The organism is Nocardioides sp. (assembly GCF_041913365.1).
Lineage (GTDB): Bacteria > Actinomycetota > Actinomycetes > Propionibacteriales > Nocardioidaceae > Nocardioides.
Map to the genome: position 1 here is coordinate 1 of NZ_JAYSFM010000007.1, position 15,947 is coordinate 15,947.

The window sequence follows — 15,947 nt, forward strand, 5'->3', positions numbered from 1 at the left end:
CAAGGGCACGCTCATCACCCACACATACGTCACAAGAGCCGGATATCCGGTGACTTCCGGCGGGCAGCCGTCAGGCGGCCAGCTTGCGGTTCACCTGCCGACGCCGCTTGGAGATCTTGGTCAGCCGCTTCTCCAGCCGCGCCTCCTCCTCGATCAGCGCGATGCGCGCGACCTGGGCGGCGAGCTGCTCGTCGGTGAGGTGGGAGGGCAGCACATGGGTGCGGCCGTCCTTCACCAGCTTCATCCACGCGGCCGGCGGCTCGACGTCGAAGCCGCTGGTCACGACGAGGACGAGCTTGAAGTCCGCGAGGCCGTCGAGGGCGAGGGCGGCCTGCTCGGGGGTCGCGTCGAAGAAGTCGGGCATGCTGACGAAGCAGTCGCCCTTGGTCTTCCAGGCGCGGCGGCACACCGTGGCCCACGCGCCCTCGACCTGCTTGCGCTTGAGCCCCGCCGCCTTGTGGGTCCGGCGGATCTCGATGCCGGCGTGCGCGAACGCCTCGGCGGGCGCGTCGGGCACCGCGATCCGGCCGAGCGCGAGCGCCTCGGTCATCGCGGACATGTCGACGGGGTCGGGGCCGATGTGGAGCAGGAACAGTCGCTTGGCCATGGCGACAGCCTGACTCCGGCACGTATCAGCCACGTGAACGCGCGCCGTCGTCGGTGGGAACTCTTTGCCGACCGGGTGTGACGTCCGGCGTGGTTGAGTGCGTCTCACCGGGTGACGCCGAAGAACGACACCCATCACGGAGGAGGGACATGCCCCGCACGAGCGAGGAGTTCGAGGAGTTCGCCGTCGCGCGGACCCCCCAGCTCTATCGCGCCGCGTGGCTGATGTGCGGCGACGCGCACCGGGCCGAGGACCTGGTCCAGGAGACCCTGGCCAAGGTCTACGTCCGCTGGCACCGCCGCCTGGGCGCACCGATCGAGCACCCGGTCGCGTACGCCCACACGACGCTGGCCCGCACGTACCTCAGTGCGCAGCGTCGACGCAGCACCCACGAGACACCGATCGAGCACCTTCCCGAGCAGGCCGGACCGGGTGGAGACGCCGCCACCGGGCTCGCTCTCAGGGCGGCGCTCGACGAGCTGGCGCCGCTGGACCGGGCCGTCCTGGTCCTGCGCTACCTCGAGGACGTGTCGGTGGCCGACACCGCGGACGCGCTCGGGGTCAGTCCGGGCGCGGTGCGCAACCGCACGCTCCGCGCCCTCGACCGCCTCCGTGCCGTGCTGGGCCCGTCCCTCCTCGACCTGCTGGAAACCTGAGGAGGATTCCATGACTGCACACGACACCGGCGTCACCGAGCTGCTCCGCCGAGCCAGTGACGGCCTCATCCCCGACGTCGACCGCCTCGTCAGCGGCGGCATCGACCGCGGCCGCTCGCGCCAGCGCCGCGCCCGGATCGGTACGACGGTCGCCTCGCTCGCCGTGATCGGCGTCGTCGGCGGGCTGGCGGCCGTCGTACCCCACCTCGGCGGAGCCGACAGCGCCCGCGACCCTGGCATCGCCACGGACGGAGGGGGAGTCGTGGCGACCGAGACGCCGACCACCGCCGCCACCCCGTCGCCGACCGATGAGCCCGTGCCGCTGGCGGACTTCACCGCCGACGAGATCCCCGTCATGGTGGTCGGCATCATCGGGAAGAACCGGAGCGGTCGGGTCGAGCCGACCACCAGGGTGGTGGACGAGGTCCACTTGAAGCGGGTGGAGTTCGCCACCGACGGGATGCTCACCACTGTTGGGATCGAGCAGGTGGACGCCCTCAGTCCGAAGCAGTGCGCGGAGGCCGCCCACGAGGTCGGCGGCGCCTGCGTGCTCGACCCTCCCGCCGAGCCGTGGATCCGCTGGGGCCCCACCCTCGCGGACGGCGTGACCTGCCAGGGCGTGGTGTCGTTCCGGGGCGGCTGGCAGGTCTACGTCGACTCGTGCAACGCGGCCGCAGCCAAGGACGCCGCCACCTTGGCGCCGGAGCCGCCGATCAGCCTGCCGGAGCTCGTGGAGATCGCCAGGAACGACGTGTGGTTCGCGCCCTAAGGCCTGGTCAGACCGGCTCGACCTGGACCGCGGTGAGCCAGGTGACGAGGGGGCGGAGCGCCTTCCAGTCCGCGCGGACCCGGTCGACGAGGCCGGCGTCGATGGCGTCGGCCTCGAAGCCGTAGGAGCGGCCCACGAAGAGCTGCTTGTGGCGCAGGAGGTGGATGCGCGGGTGGTCGGCGTCGTACCCGCGCGGTGAGGTCTTGAGCTGGTCGCCACCGACGTCGAAGCCGTCCTTCTCGAGCTTGCGCAGCACCCGCTCGAGCGCCTTGCCGGTCTTCTCCTCGGCCATCGCCGCACGGATCGCGGCGAGCCGCCGCCCCTCGGCGTCGTAGAACCCGGCCCCCACGCGGGTGCCGCGCGGGGAGATCTCGAAGTACCACCCGGTCGCCGGGCCGGCCGACACGAAGGCGCCCTGGTGGGTCTTGTAGGGCGTCTTGTCCTTGGCGAACCGGACGTCGCGGTAGGGGCGGAACACCTTCGCCGTGCCGAACTCCGGCTCGAGCTCGGCCATCAACGCCTTCATCGGCGCCTCGACCGACTCCTTGTAGACGTGCCTGTGGCTCTCCCAGAACGACTTGGTGTTGTCGACCTCGAGGTCGTCGTAGAAGTCGAGGGCGGCGACGGGGAATCCGGTGAAGCTCACCTCTCGAAGGTTAGGTGACGGGCGCCCAGACCTGCTCGTCGCCCTTCTCGCCCATCGAGGAGATGGCGAGCACGCCGCCGCCACAGACGGGCTCGGTGATGAAGGCGTTGCCGACCGAGTCGCTCTCGTAGGCGATCTCGAGCGTGTGGTCGGGGGTCCACCGCATCAGCCGCGCCGGCTCGTCGGGCGCCTGCGGGTCGCGGACGAAGAACACCGAGCCGCCGCACGGCACGAGGGACCCGGTGGTGCCGGGGCCGAGGTCGAAGAACCCGTCGCTGGCAGAGGCGTGGAACGTCGCCTCCTCCTGGCGTCGCGCCCGGGGGACCTCCGACCAGACCACGCCATCGGCGGTCGCGGCGACGTCCCAGCCGAGGCACTCGGTGGGGCCGGTGACCGGCTGGGGCACCCCGCTGCCGTCGAGGAGGTTGAGGGTCCGGCAGGCGACCGGGCGGGCGTCGTCGAAGGTCATCATCCCGACGCCGTCCTCGCTGGCGGTGAGGCCCGACCACCCGGTGCGCGCCGGCGCGCACCAGCCGTCCTCGCCGTTGCTGTCGGCCAGCGCGTTGGTGGCCAGGCAGTACGCCCGGTCGTCGCCGTACGTCGGGTAGTAGAGGTCGCCGCCGACCAGCGCCCAGGAGCCGCCGCTGGCCGGAGGGGGCCCGGCGAGGGCGGTCTGCTCGCCGGTGGCGAGGTCGACGACCTCCACCTCGCTCGGCTCGGTCTCGGCCTTGTCCTGGCGGACCACGACGGCCCACTCGGCGCTCATCAGCACCTCGGAGATGGTGCGCCCGCCGCCGGCGGCGATGCTCAGCGCATCGCCGTCGCGCGCCAGGTCGACGGTGGTGTTGCCCTGGTCGCCGAGGACCTCCCACTCCGGGCCCCTGACGTAGCGGACCCCGCGCGGGACGCCGGTGTCGTTCCACGTCAGGAGTCGCTCGACCGGCTCGGCCGCCACGGGCTCCTCGCGCGTGCCGCCGGTGCTCGTGGGCTCGGTGCTCGTGGGTTCGCTGCTCGGCTGCTCGCTCGTGCCGGCCGGTGCCGTCGAGGGCCCGTCGGCGTCCGGCTCGTCGGTGCCCGCGCACGCCGTCAGGGCGAGCAGCAGCGCCAGCGCGATCGTCGTACGCCTCACGTCAGACACCGACGTTGTGCTGGAAGTGGTCGAGGTTGGCGCGGTAGGAGCGGTAGGCGTTGCGCCACTGCACCCGGCCGATCGCCGGCTCGCTCGGGTCGAACCTCGACTGGTCCCACGGCTCGAAGTAGCCGATCTGCGGGCTCCCCTTCCGGTTCTGGTCGAACCCACGGCCGACCTGGAAGTGCCCGCTCGCGTCGTCGTCGAGGTAGGGGTAGTACTGCTTGAGCAGGACCGGGTGGAGCACGACCGGCGCGCGGTAGTCGTGGACGTGCCGCATCATCAGGCGGTACCACTGCTTGAAGGTGAAGTCGCTGATGTCGAGGACGATGTAGGGGCCGGCCTTGTCCCGGGCGTCGTAGTCGGTCTTGTTGTTGACCACGCGCACCATGTCGGTGATCGCCGTGCCGTCGGTCGTGGTGCCGAGGCGGCGGGCCCAGTAGGACTGGTTCTTGCGCTCCTTGCTCGAGCCCCAGCCGATGGCCTGCATGGTGGCCGGGCCGCACCAGTAGGTCTGGTTCTGCGCGAGGGCGCGCGACTCCTTGAGGATCGAGAACTTCCTCGGGTACTTCTTCCCGAAGCCGCCGCGCGCGTCCGTCCCCGTGTCGCTCATCGCGATCTCGGGGTGCCGCGCCGCGAAGTCCGCCGGCAGCTCGACGCCCTGGATCTCGTGCCGCAGCATCCAGACCTTGCCCACCGACTGCGCGGCCATGGTGAGCTCGGCGCGCTCCGCCTCGGTGCGGGCGGTCGCGCTGCGCTCGCTGCTGCGGGCCACCATCGCGTCGGCGTCGAGGTCGCCGGTGCGCTCGCGCCCGAACGTCGGGCGCGCCGTCAGCCGGGCGGCGAGGGCCTCGCGGGTCTGGTTGGTCCAGCCGAAGCCGAGGCAGTAGCGCTGGCCGTCGAAGGTGGCGCACCGCACGGACGCCCGCGCGAGTGCCGTACGTCCCTGGGCGCGGTCGACGCCCGAGCCCTCGGCGAGCACGCGGTCGATCTCGGCCTGCATCGCGCGGGTCACCCGCCCGCGGCCGACGGCGGCCGGAGCCTCGGTGGTCTCCGCGGTCGGCGCGATCGAGCCCTGGTCGTCGTCGCCGTCCGGCAGGAACGGCACCACGCCGAGGGTCAGCGCGAGCGCAGCCGCAGCGATCGTGACGGGGTGCCCCCAGAGCGGGCGGGAGCCGTCGCCGCCGGCGATCTGGTGGGCGAGGAAACGGGGAAGGGCAGGCATGGGTGGAACCTCGATCCGAGAAGAACGGACGCACCACTGTCCCCTCTGGCCACAGAAGGCGCAAGTCCCACTTCCGCCCCACCCGTGACCGGGCACTTCCTCCCCGTCCCGAGGCGTGACCGGGCACTTCCTCCCCGTCCCGACGCGTGACCGGGCACTTCGTCCCCGTCCCGAGATGGGCTGACGGGGAGGAACCGCCCGGTCGGCGGGGCTGACGGGGAGGAACTGCCCGGTCGGCGGGGCTGACGGGGAGGAATCGCCCGGTCAGCAAGATTGGATTGGAGGGGTAGTTGCGAAACGCGCTGACCTGCGACATCACATGCTTGCCTTGAACCAGATCCCAAGGCGTCGCCTAGAAAATCCCAACGCTCCGAGCGAGCTATGACGAGGCCGCCTTGGGCGTCCAGCGGAAGGGGGCCTCGTTGCTCAGGGGCGAGTCCTTCGAAGTTGTCGGCTTGGTCGAGGAAGCGCCGCGGCCTTGAGCAAGGAGTCGGCCCGAGTAGTAACTGATGTTGCCAGCCGGCACGTTTGCCTTGTCGGCGACTAACGAGAGAGTCGGCGCGTCGTCCGTGCCGAGCCAGGGATAATGCAGGCGTGGGGACCGTTCAGATCACATCTGACCACCAGATCTTCTTCACCCTCGATCATCGACTCTTCCCGGAGCACTGGGCTTACTCGGTGCCGGACGCGGAAGAAGCGGGTCTGGCGGACGCTCGGGATGCGCTGTCGACTTTCGAGAGTCTTGGGCAACGCATGGCAGGGCATCTGAGCACCTTCGACAGCTTCGAGTTCGAGGAACGGGCCGGCCGCGATCACGCGCGTTGGCAGGAGATCTCGGGACTTTGCAACGGAGCGGCGCAGTCCGGCTTTCTGGCGCTGACCGCAATGTGCGAGTGCGCGGGTCTGTTGGGCACGCTTCCGCAACGATTCGGACGCCACGACGGCTTGGTCGAGGCCCGTTGGAACTCGCTGCGGCTGGGCTTCACGCTGGAGGGCGTCGCGCAGTACTTGGTGTCGATCGGGCACTACCTGACCAACATCGCGCTTCGCGTAGCGATCGACGACCCACTGCTGGCGGCCAGGATTCCGGCGATGAGCCGCAAGAGGGTCGAGGTCCTGGAGGCCGCTGCGACGGTCGGCACTCGCGATCCGAAGGGATGGGTGTTCCACTCTCAGGCACCCGCCCTGGTCGATTGGTTCGGCGGGCGTCCGCGCGCATTGAAGCCCCTTCAGATCTCAGCGACGCTCTACAACTCCCGGTCTTGGAGCCCAATGGCTCGAACCCGCAACGAAGCCTTCCATCGCCTGCGTGAGGAGTTCCCGACGCGGGGGACGCTGGAATCGACCCAGGCCATCCGCAAAACCCACCGGGAAACGCACCAGGCGATCCGCGCTTTGGGACGCGCCCTGCCAATCTTCGTCACGGCCGTCGAGAACGCAGCTCCGCAGATCCGGTTGGAAGGACAGTCGTTTCCCTTGGTGGGAGTCGAGGAGGTCTACGACGTCGTACATGGGGAGGCGATCGTCCGAGAGCGGCCGAACACACCGTTCCGCGGCTGAGCGCTCAGCGCGGTCGTAGCTGATCGCCGCGGAAGCGAGTCGTGGCTCCAGTGCGTCTTGATCGCCACGCGCACCGGGCTTGCGGTCACGCGCAGGTGTCACGGCGTCGACGCCGGTAGTTTGGCGACGTGATGGAAGTGCTGGAACCCTTCCGCTCCGGCGACGAGGTCTACGACATCGTGAACGGGCGGGCAGTCGCTCGCCGCTCCGGTCGCTGGGCTCCTGTGGCTTATGTCCGCGAGACGTGGCCAATCCTGAGGTCGATCCGATGGCGTTCGGGCGATGTCGAAGGAGGCCCTTGGGACGGCTCATACATCCAGGTCGTAATCGACTGCCCGTTGTGCGGCGAACAGCATCGCCACGGCGGCTACGTGTCCGACGAACGCTTGCAGGGACATCGAGGTGCGCATTGCCACAGTCGATCGGTCTCGCACGCTAGAGACGAGTTGAGAATCGGCGGCTACTTCGTTTACGACGCTCGCCGTTACCGCGTTGTGTCGCGCCTACGAACCCAACAGACCGAATACGCGGGGCCGTGGCCGGGTGACCGGGACCCTCGAGTGGATGAGGCAGAGTGGGTGGTGCGGCGCGGCAACCTCGGCCAGGCGCGCCGAATGCTCGGTGACGACTCCCTTCCTCCGGCAGCCGTGAGGCTGCTCTATGAAGGAATGGGGGCCGGGGCACGGGCGAAGGTGTCGATCGCCAAGGCCGCCGCGCTTCATCCCCTCGCACCAGATGACGTGCTGAGCGACATCGCCGATAGCGGTCCGGAGTCTGCGCAGCGCTACCTGGCGTCCAACCCGCGCCTTCCGGTCAGCTTGGCCAACCAGCTCACGGGTAGCCGTACGCACGCGACGCCCGTTCACTACGCCCTGGCGAACAACCCGGCCATCACACCCGACACTCTGGGGTGGCTTACCGAGGTTGCCACGGGATTCCGGGGCTACGGCATCGAGGGTCGCGACCCGAGGTTTGGCAGGCTGCTCCTCGGCCATCCAAACGTCGACCGAGAGGTGCTGGGCTTCTTGGCAGCCATCCCTGAGTTGGCAGCTCAGGTCCTGCAGCACCCGGCATGCGACCACGAGGTGGCCTACTCCGTGTTCGAGGCCGGCATCGAGAGTTTTGATGAGACGGCTCAGATGGCTTACGCACGTTCGAAGTACTTCGACTCGTACACGGCCTCCCGCTTGATGAGCGAGGGCCGCGAAGCCGCTGCAGACCACGCCAAGCGGGCAATAGCCGAGCGCTGGCCGCACGAGATCGACTTCCTGGACCTCGACGACTGGGCCGAAGGGGCGGTCCGCGCTCTCGTTGCTAATCCGGCTGCCCCGCAACCAGCTAGTCCCGGTCGTCCCACCCTCTACCGGCACTTCGACTCGGGTGGTCAGCTGCTCTATGTCGGCCGAACCATTCGTCCAGTGTTCCAGCGGCAGCACGAACACCTGAAGACCAAAACCTGGTGGAACGAGGTCGCCGAGAGCAAGTACGAACGGTTCGACAGCGAACAGGAGCTTGCCGAGGCAGAGGTGGCCGCAATCAAGAACGAGCGCCCGCTCTACAACCTCATCCATAACGGCCCTGGCGGGAGGACCTGATCAGGTAGCTACCGTCGCACCTGCTATCCCTCGAAGGCGCGCAGGAGTTGGTGAACCTAGTGCTGTCAGCGCTCAGACGTTTCCGCGGCATGGTCGGCCGGGAGGCGTCTCCGAAGGACGAGCCGCGGTGACCTTGGTGGTGGACGGTCGACTCGGTGCCTGCGATAGCAGCGGGTGCAAACCACGCGGCACGCGCCAGGGAGGCTGCGCGGCGCCTAAGGGAGACAATGGCGAACTGGTTGAAGCCCGGTCGGCGTTGATAGAACCCGGATCCCGTCTTCACGGCTTCCGTGCGCGCCGCCGTCTGCGGTCAACGTGCCAACTCAGACGCGTCGGTGGAACCACTGAAGAGCGGGGAACTGTCCAACAGTCCTGAAGTCGATCAGGACCCCATGAGCGTATGGATGAACAACGTGCGGCAATGCGGCAGTGTCGATGTCACGCGGCCTGGGGCCTCTTCCAAGCGCGAGCCTGGTGCCACCTCGGACGCCAACCGGATAAACGGCCGCCCAGGCGTCGGGGTCTGTCATCAAGGTGAGCTTGGTTTGATCGGGCCCGAGTCCTGCGTCCGGATCGGTCTTGACCTCGATTGCCAAGAGGTTGGACGTCGCGTCGTTCACTGTTCGTTTGTGAATGAGTAGATCAGGAACAATCTTGCGACGAAACGAAGCTTGTATTCCATCTGCATCTTGTGCTCGACGTCCAGCGAAGCCCTTCACGTTGACGCCCGCGCGTTCGTACTCGAAGTCGACGTCGTAGTCGTGCAGCTGCTCGTGCTGTCGTACCGCTCGATCCAAGTAGACGAGAAGGCGCGCAACTACGACTCGCTCGGTGGTGGCTAGCAACGGGACATCGCGTTCCATGACCAACGCGCAGGCATCGCGCACCAGCGTGTTCACTAAGTGAAACGAGCGCATGTCCTGCTCCGTCCCCAACGACATGCAGCCTCAACCTTCGTCCGGGAACCGCCTTGCTGCGGTCCGCTAACGCAAGTATCAAGGGCAACGCTCCCGACCGCAGCGCGGGAATCACAATCCAGCGCTTCATCCTCATCGGTTATCTCGTATTTCGTGGGTATCCGCCAGACTGCTGGAGACAGAGGGACGGATGCCCGTTGGGCATCCGTCCCTCATCCGTGACAGCCCTCAATCAGCCGCGACCAGCTGTTGTGCGAGCACCTCACGTAGCGGCCGCTCGGTCGAAGGGACCGGATGCGTGCTGCCCTCCACGGGCCTGAGCCGACGCGCGATGATCCCCTCGCATTCACGAACGAGGTCGATTCCGAGCCTCGGTCGGATCGGCAGCACGGTAATCGCGTACCACCGGTCTCTGCGACCGTCTATCGCCATGTGCTCCTGCAGCCGGCCTCGAACAGCTGCTTGGGAAGTTGGCCGCCGGGCACTGCCCACGTACCGACAGGTTCCGCGAACGTCCCAAGTGATGTAGATGGCTGCGGTCGGACCACGGCGGGTGCGGAGAAGTTGGTCGACCGTCACTGTCGCAGCCCGCAACGCCCGGCCATCAACCAGGCCATCACCGTCCAGCATCCCTGGGTCGAGCGCAGGAAGCAGCGCCTTGGCGGCGCTGGCAATGCCTCGAGCCATTTCGCGGTGCGGCCTCACAGGTCGTCCTCGTCCAGATCGTCGTCGTCCAGATCGTCGTCGATGTCGTCCTCGTCGAGGTCGTCGAAGATGACTGACTGCTTCGGCCCGGAGGCGTTCAGCAGGTCGCGGGCGCTCTGCAGTTGAGCCTTGATGTCCTCGACGGCGTCGTAGGATCCGAACACGTCGGCGCCTCGCGTCTTCGCCAGGGCGTCGAGCTTCTCGATCGTCTTGAGGGCCTCCTTGGCGGCACCCACCATCTGTTCGCGCAGACGCACCGCCTCGTCCTTTGACTTGCCGCTGCCGGAACTATGGCCGGCGGCCGAGATGGCGTCTTCGGCACGGGCCGGGTCGGCGACCGTGAGAACGTCCCACTCGAGCTCGATGGTCGCGTGGGCGCCGGCGGCGTCGAGCTTGGCGTCGCCGTCGTGGAACTTCCCGTTGGGGTCGTCGGTGGTGTGGAACTGCTTGGCGGCCTTGCCAGTGACGTGCGCGACCGCTAGCGAGTGGAGGGCGCGGAGGCCGCCGTCGGTGGCGGCGAGCGAGTCGATAAGCCGGTACGGGCGGATCCGGTAGGGCACGCGCCGCGGTGCGCGCTTGCCGTCGTCGGTCAGCTTCGATCCCCGGTCTCGGGTGATCAGGCCGTCAATCATGGCCGCGGTGCCGCCCAGCACGCAAAGCTGCGCTCGAGCGTTGCGGCGCTTGGCTCCTGCCGGCCCCAGAGCGGTCTGGAGCAGTCCGTCGAGCACCTTGACTGGATCAGTTCCCCCCGTGAGGTTGAAGCGGTACTCCCAAATCAGTCCGGCAATGGGTCCGCCGTCGCTGAACGCGTTCAGGGCCAGGCCGAGTGTCGGGGAGGACCGGTATCCCGACAGCGCGGTGGACGCCACGCTGCGCCCGATCATCAACCGGGTCGGGTTCTTGGCGTTGAACTCCTCCCGGAACAGCACGCCCGTGCCGTTGGTCTCATACCACGGGTTGAGGAGGACCTGGAGCGTCAAGGCTGCAGCCCACAGTCGATGTGGCGGGAGCCCGACCAGGCTGTTCATCTCGGCCGGGGTGCACTGACCCTCGACGACCCGGTACTGCTCCTCGGTCAGGAGGTTGCCGGCGAGCGCGCGTCGTAGCAGCCGCGACATGCCTTGCTCTGCTTGCGCAGCTTCGGACCAGGGTGTCGCGTCGGTGTGGATCGTGGCGATCAGGTCGTCGCGGGCGGCGACCATGTCCGTGAGCGCAGCATCGCCTGCGGTGTTGCGGCCGCCGACGACGACCACAGTTGGTGCCGTGAGGGTGTGGCCTGCCCTGATCGTGTTTTCGGTCAACTGCTTCTCGCTGAGGCCCTTGTTGACCAGCTTGACCTGCTCGGTCAGTCGGTCGCGCGTCTGGCGCTGGCTCACGCTCTTCCACGACTTGCCAGCTGGGACACCGATGACTGCCTTGATGCAGGCGGCCGCAGCGTCCGCGGTGCTCCCGCCGGTGCGGCCCTTCCACAACGACACCAGGCGGGAGTTGCCGTCGACGCTGACCAAGTAGAACTCGTCGGGCGACGAGTCACCGAAGACCACCTTCATCACCACCAGAAGCAAGGGCTCCTTCACGCCCGACTGCAGGATCGAGTCCGTGTAGTCGTTGGCGGCAGCTGCCTGGTCGGGGACGGTCTTGGTGAAGGCCTCCTCGACGCGAGCCGCGAGTTCAGCATGGTCGGCAACGTCGAGCTCGAGCATGGCGTAGTGACCGTCCGGCCCCTCGGCGGTGCCCAGGTGAGCCGTGGGAAGCTCGCCCGAGACCACGTCGAGCTGGTTGTGGAGAAGATGAGTCCACCGAGCGCCAGCGACGTCTGGCAGGACCCCCATGTCGATGAGCCGATCGTGCTGTGGGGTGGAGAACAGCACGCCACCGCCCACGCGCTTGCGGTTCAGCAACGAAGTGGACTCGCCAGCCGCGGTGCCATGGGCCTCGGTGAGCATGCGGAACCGGGCCGGGTCGACCAGCCCCGCCGTGACGACGCCGGCCGCACCCTCGGGGAGGTTGACCTCCGGGTTCTTGAGCAGCGCCGTGCGCACCGGTGCGAGCACCTTGGCCGCTGGCGGCACCGCCAACGGGGCGGGACGGTGCTTGAGTACCGGGAAGGTGCGATCCAGGTCGGTCTTGTGCGGGTTCTTCTCCTTGCCGACGTTGGTGTTCTGAGTGTCCTGCTGGGTGTTCATGTGGCCGCCTTCCTGCGGTCACACGCTCGCGGAGTGGTCCGCGGGCCGAGACGGGTGTCCCGACCCCGCCGTCACAAACCGACTTCATCGGGTTGTGACATCCAATCCACCATGGGGCTGACTCTTGTTGTCAGTCCCACGCTGGGCCGGCTCGACTTGCTGTCGACCTGGAGGTGATTGCTGGTCTTCCGGCACGAGTGCCGAGGTGGCCGTCAGGAGACGGTGCCAGCCCTCACGCGGCGCCGAGCTCGATGTTGCCTCGACGACCAGGCTTCGAGGGATCGAAGCGGTGTGCGTGGCCGAGGTCCGGAGATCTCGGTGTTGCGAGGTTACCAGCCCGAACTGCCGACGGCCCACGACCACCCACGAGGCGCCCTTGCAGAATGTCGGTCGGGACGTTTCAAGGGGTGGCAGCGCGAGATCAACGTTGCGCGGGACAACACCCGGTCGCGGCCAAAACTCGCCGTTGCGCCGGTTCGCACTCTTGGGGCCTGATGGCCAGATGACCTACCCGGATGCCCAGCAAGTTCGCCGAGCTTTCTTGCTCCCCTACGCCAACAACACCCTGCTGACCTACACCTATCAACTCGACCGATGGCTGCTTTGGTGCAGGGACAACTCGATCGAGCCTCTTCAAGCCAAACGCGCGGATGTCGAGACTTACATCAAGTACCTGCAGGAGGAGCAGAACCAAAAGATCTCGACCATTCACACGGCGCTGGTGCCCGTGAGGGGCTTCTACCGTTACGCCTTCAATGAGGAGATCATCGCTCGGGACCCGGCGGCTCTGGCGCGACGGCCACGACTCTCCAGAGGGGTCACGGACACCATCGGCCTTGACCGCCAACAGATGCGAGCTCTCCTCGAAGCAGGTTCGAAGCGGTCGGCGCGCGACTGCGCGATCGCGTACCTCCTCGCGTGCATGGCGCTGCGATCCAGTGAGGCGTGTTCGATCCAGATTGAGGACTATCAGCAGACGGTGCGCGGACACCGGGTCCTTCATTTCACCGGCAAGGGACATGTCCCCGCTCGCATGCCGCTCCCAGTGCCCGTACTGCGTGCACTCGACGCGGCTGCCGAGGGTCGTACCCACGGTCAACTACTGCGCGGACGCGACGGGCAGCCGCTCTGCCGCCGGGGGACCTACAGGATCGTCGGCTACTTGGCCCGACAGGCAGGCATCCCCGCGCGAGTAACCCCGCACCTGCTGCGGCACAGTTCCATCACCAACGCGCTGGAGTCCGGCGCATCGCTCCGAAAAGTCCAAGACCTCGCAAGGCATTCAGACCCTCGAACGACCATGCACTACGACCGCAACAGGACGAGCTTGGATGACCACGCTGTGCACTCGCTCGTCGCGTTCCTTTCCGGCTCCGGGGCCTCGGAGGTTTCGTCCGCAGACGATCCGGCGTAAGCGCTGCTACACGCATCTCGACACTCGGGCTCACTTAATGTCGGCGGCACCTACCGCCACGCGTCTACTCCGTGGTGGCTCAGCGACTGTCAGGAGCTGCGGGCAGCCGTCGGCTCGAGGCTGCCCGCGACTGCTGCTACGACCGAGCGAGAGTTCTGGAACACGCCAGCCCCGTACAGCTACGGGCTGTGACAGCACTGCGCGAAGTATGCCTACAGGCCCAGGGGTTACGTCCTCTAAGGCTGCGACTTGACTGCCAACTCGGGTCCCGGTGAAAGGCCCCACGCTTGTCCCAGCCCCGACGGGACGGATGCGCCGCGCGCCGCCGACCGTGCTGCAGCTCCACCCGACACGATGGCGTCATGACGACCTGTGCCGACTCCCCATTCTACGAGGACGGCCCAGCCGTGCCCGAGGGCCACCCGCTCAACGTGGATGCGACGACCCGCGACACGGTGCTGGGAATGTCCACCCTCTATGGCGCCCGAGAGGGGGAGGAGCGGAACGATCGCCGGGACACTGACGACGCGAATGCCCTTATGACTGTGACTCCCGGCATCGTCTCAGCGCTGCGGCAGGCCGAAGCACTGCCTGAATCGAAGGGCGCGAAGAAGGCGCGATCGGTCATGCGTCGGGTGGCGCGCGAGACCATCCACCACATCTGGGAAGTGCCTCGGTTGCGAACCGGCGCTGACAAACCGCTGGCGCACAAGTACGGGTTCGACGCGGCTTGGTCGCCAGCCGCGCTCGCACTGGTCGTGGATAAGAACGGTGACCGACTGCCGCACGCCTCGTGGAGCGGCAAGCTGGTGCTGGAGCACGTCGTCCCGGCCTCCACCGTGGCAAAGATCGTGGCTCGCATGCACGAGCTCGGCAAAGGCAACGACGACGTCGCAGAGATGCTCTACGCGTGCACCAACCATGCCGTCGTGAAGAAGACGGGCCAGGAGGACCCGGCCCGAGACCAGCCAACCGCAGGTCTGCTCGACGCTGACACGGCCGAAAAGTGGCTGATCGACCACTTCACAGACGGTCCCGCTATCCCCGACGAGACTTGCTTCTTTGGCATCGCATGGAGCCGCTACCTCGACCCAGCCCAGCGAGGAGCCGACGCCCAGGAGATGCCTTGGCAGCTGGAAGACCTTCGCACCCTGCGCCAGGCACTTCGGGCGACTGCAGGAAGCGATTGAACGATCGCTGCGCCCGCTCGCACGACATACCCAGCTAGCGGCCCGTCAATGATCCAGGGCGCAGAGAGAAGGCAACAGAAGATGGCGCTGCTCCCGCCTGGTGCCGCGGAGTCGCTCAAGGACCGCCAACTCTCATAACTGGTACGCCGGGTTGCCGTTGAGCATGGTAGCGAACAGTCGCTCCATCGGTTCCAGGTCCTGGTCGTTTCGGGCGACGTGGCAGGCAGTGTGCAGGTCGTCCTTCTCGATCAGCTGCCAGTTGATGCCGCGGCCAGATTCGGACAGCAGCTGGTCGAAGAACTCTCGCTGCGTCCGACCGTTTCCCTCGCGGAACGGATGAGCGAAGTTGACGTAGTCGTACAGATACGCCACTTCATGGGGTAGCTCGTCTGCCTCGATCGAGCGCAACTTGTCGGTCTCTGCCACGCGTTGCCACACGTGTTCGAGAGGACGTTCGATCTCGAGTGGGGGCATGAAGGAGTCGCCGCCACCTTTGCGCAGCCCGACGGTTCGCTCCTCGCCAGCCCACTCGTAGACGTCCTGAAAAAGATGAAAGTGGATGGCCTTCAAGTGTTGGGTGTCGTACGAGCGCGACAGACAGACTGCACCGGTGCGAAGCTCGACGAAACGCACTTCGAGGAGATCGTTCTCCGCCGCGTGCAACTCATCGGGCGTAGTCGCGCCGACCTTGTTGGCGAGGACGGCGAGGTCCGGTCCAGCAAAGTAGCCGTCCCACCGCTCGTCGTGGCCGCCAACCTCCCAGGGGCGTGTTGTCACGCGAGGCCGTAACGCGCTCGCACCCTCTGGCTCAGTTGCGACAGGTCGATCTCCCCACGCTGGTATGCGTCCTCATCGGCCCGGGTGGCGGGAGTGCTGCGAGTACCTTCAAGCATGTTGGTCTGCCGTGCGTCTCGGATCGCACGCTCGCGCTGCCACTGCTCGTCGACTGTCATCGTGATCACTCCGTTCTTGGTGGTCCAGTGTACCGACTGGTGGCGACGCTCGACGAGAACTGGACCGCAGTTTGCGTGCGTGTGTTGGCAAGCCATTGACCGGTGAGCGGGGCAGACAACAGGGCTGCGCGCGTCAGCCGGCGGGGCGCGACGCGGAGCGTGTCCGGCGGCGGCCCGGCGTGCTGGAGACTTTTCGCGAGGCTTCGATGTAGCGGGCCAGCGCGTCTCGCAATCGGTTCGAGTTCTCGTCGCTCAAGTCGATCTCGTATGCCGATCCATCGAGGGAGAAAGTGATCGTCTGTTGCGCGGCGCTTCCATCGAGGTCGTCCACCAACGTGACTTCTACACGCTTCGCCATCTTGTCGCCGATCCTCGCGCCGGGAGTTTGCTCGTCG

General features: G+C 67.3%; 15 protein-coding genes. 6 read left to right on the forward strand and 9 right to left on the reverse strand.

Annotated elements, in window-relative coordinates; all coding sequences use genetic code 11:
• Positions 1-70: 70 nt before the first annotated feature.
• On the reverse strand, positions 71-607 hold the full coding sequence (locus tag ACE3QY_RS15745; RefSeq protein WP_374456987.1) for a hypothetical protein: 537 nt from the start codon (positions 605-607) through the stop codon (positions 71-73).
• 149 nt (positions 608-756) lie between these two features.
• Between ACE3QY_RS15745 and ACE3QY_RS15750 the strand changes: the two genes are divergently transcribed.
• Entirely contained in the window at positions 757-1,263 is a 507-nt protein-coding gene (locus ACE3QY_RS15750; protein ID WP_374456988.1) for a SigE family RNA polymerase sigma factor, read from the forward strand.
• A 10-nt stretch (positions 1,264-1,273) separates the two neighbouring features.
• Entirely contained in the window at positions 1,274-2,032 is a 759-nt protein-coding gene (locus ACE3QY_RS15755) for a hypothetical protein (RefSeq protein ID WP_374456989.1), read from the forward strand.
• 7 nt (positions 2,033-2,039) lie between these two features.
• Here the strand turns inward: ACE3QY_RS15755 and ACE3QY_RS15760 are convergent, their stop codons facing one another.
• Genes ACE3QY_RS15760 through ACE3QY_RS15770 form a run of 3 tightly spaced genes read right to left on the reverse strand, consistent with a single transcriptional unit; the run spans position 2,040 to position 5,032 of the window.
• On the reverse strand, positions 2,040-2,678 hold the full coding sequence (locus ACE3QY_RS15760; RefSeq protein WP_374456990.1) for a DUF2461 domain-containing protein: 639 nt from the start codon (positions 2,676-2,678) through the stop codon (positions 2,040-2,042).
• A gap of 10 nt (positions 2,679-2,688) precedes the next feature.
• Positions 2,689-3,816, reverse strand: a complete 1,128-nt coding sequence (locus tag ACE3QY_RS15765) for a hypothetical protein (RefSeq protein ID WP_374456991.1) — start codon at positions 3,814-3,816, stop codon at positions 2,689-2,691.
• Positions 3,809-5,032, reverse strand: coding sequence for a hypothetical protein (locus ACE3QY_RS15770; RefSeq protein ID WP_374456992.1), 1,224 nt, complete (start codon positions 5,030-5,032; stop codon positions 3,809-3,811). Before ACE3QY_RS15770 ends, ACE3QY_RS15765 begins: the two co-directional genes overlap by 8 nt.
• 594 nt (positions 5,033-5,626) lie before the next feature.
• Between ACE3QY_RS15770 and ACE3QY_RS15775 the strand changes: the two genes are divergently transcribed.
• Both ACE3QY_RS15775 and ACE3QY_RS15780 read left to right on the forward strand, forming a co-directional pair.
• On the forward strand, positions 5,627-6,592 hold the full coding sequence (locus ACE3QY_RS15775; protein WP_374456993.1) for a hypothetical protein: 966 nt from the start codon (positions 5,627-5,629) through the stop codon (positions 6,590-6,592).
• 128 nt (positions 6,593-6,720) lie between these two features.
• On the forward strand, positions 6,721-8,187 hold the full coding sequence (locus ACE3QY_RS15780; RefSeq protein ID WP_374456994.1) for a hypothetical protein: 1,467 nt from the start codon (positions 6,721-6,723) through the stop codon (positions 8,185-8,187).
• Positions 8,188-8,510: 323 nt separating this feature from the next.
• Here ACE3QY_RS15780 and ACE3QY_RS15785 read toward each other — a convergent pair whose 3' ends face one another.
• Complete coding sequence (locus ACE3QY_RS15785; RefSeq protein WP_374456995.1) at positions 8,511-9,086, reverse strand: hypothetical protein; 576 nt, start codon at positions 9,084-9,086, stop codon at positions 8,511-8,513.
• Positions 9,087-9,805: 719 nt separating this feature from the next.
• Positions 9,806-11,995 (reverse strand): hypothetical protein, encoded by a 2,190-nt coding sequence (locus ACE3QY_RS15790; RefSeq protein ID WP_374456996.1) that lies wholly within the window; start codon positions 11,993-11,995, stop codon positions 9,806-9,808.
• Between the two features lie 502 nt (positions 11,996-12,497).
• On the opposite strand from ACE3QY_RS15790, the gene ACE3QY_RS15795 reads away from it, so the two are divergent.
• Both ACE3QY_RS15795 and ACE3QY_RS15800 read left to right on the forward strand, forming a co-directional pair.
• Positions 12,498-13,409, forward strand: a complete 912-nt coding sequence (locus ACE3QY_RS15795; protein ID WP_374456997.1) for a tyrosine-type recombinase/integrase — start codon at positions 12,498-12,500, stop codon at positions 13,407-13,409.
• A 362-nt stretch (positions 13,410-13,771) separates the two neighbouring features.
• Entirely contained in the window at positions 13,772-14,599 is an 828-nt protein-coding gene (locus ACE3QY_RS15800; protein ID WP_374456998.1) for a hypothetical protein, read from the forward strand.
• Between the two features lie 132 nt (positions 14,600-14,731).
• Here ACE3QY_RS15800 and ACE3QY_RS15805 read toward each other — a convergent pair whose 3' ends face one another.
• The 3 genes from ACE3QY_RS15805 to ACE3QY_RS15815 are packed head-to-tail and all read right to left on the reverse strand — an operon-like array spanning position 14,732 to position 15,910.
• Positions 14,732-15,376 carry a Fic/DOC family protein gene (locus tag ACE3QY_RS15805; protein WP_374456999.1) on the reverse strand — a complete coding sequence of 215 codons (645 nt, stop codon included), beginning with the start codon at positions 15,374-15,376 and terminating at the stop codon, positions 14,732-14,734.
• Entirely contained in the window at positions 15,373-15,648 is a 276-nt protein-coding gene (locus tag ACE3QY_RS15810; protein ID WP_374457000.1) for a hypothetical protein, read from the reverse strand. The genes ACE3QY_RS15805 and ACE3QY_RS15810 overlap by 4 nt, the downstream gene beginning before the upstream one ends.
• Before the next feature lie 37 nt (positions 15,649-15,685).
• Positions 15,686-15,910, reverse strand: coding sequence for an Lsr2 family protein (locus ACE3QY_RS15815; protein ID WP_374457001.1), 225 nt, complete (start codon positions 15,908-15,910; stop codon positions 15,686-15,688).
• Between the last annotated feature and the right edge of the window lie 37 nt (positions 15,911-15,947).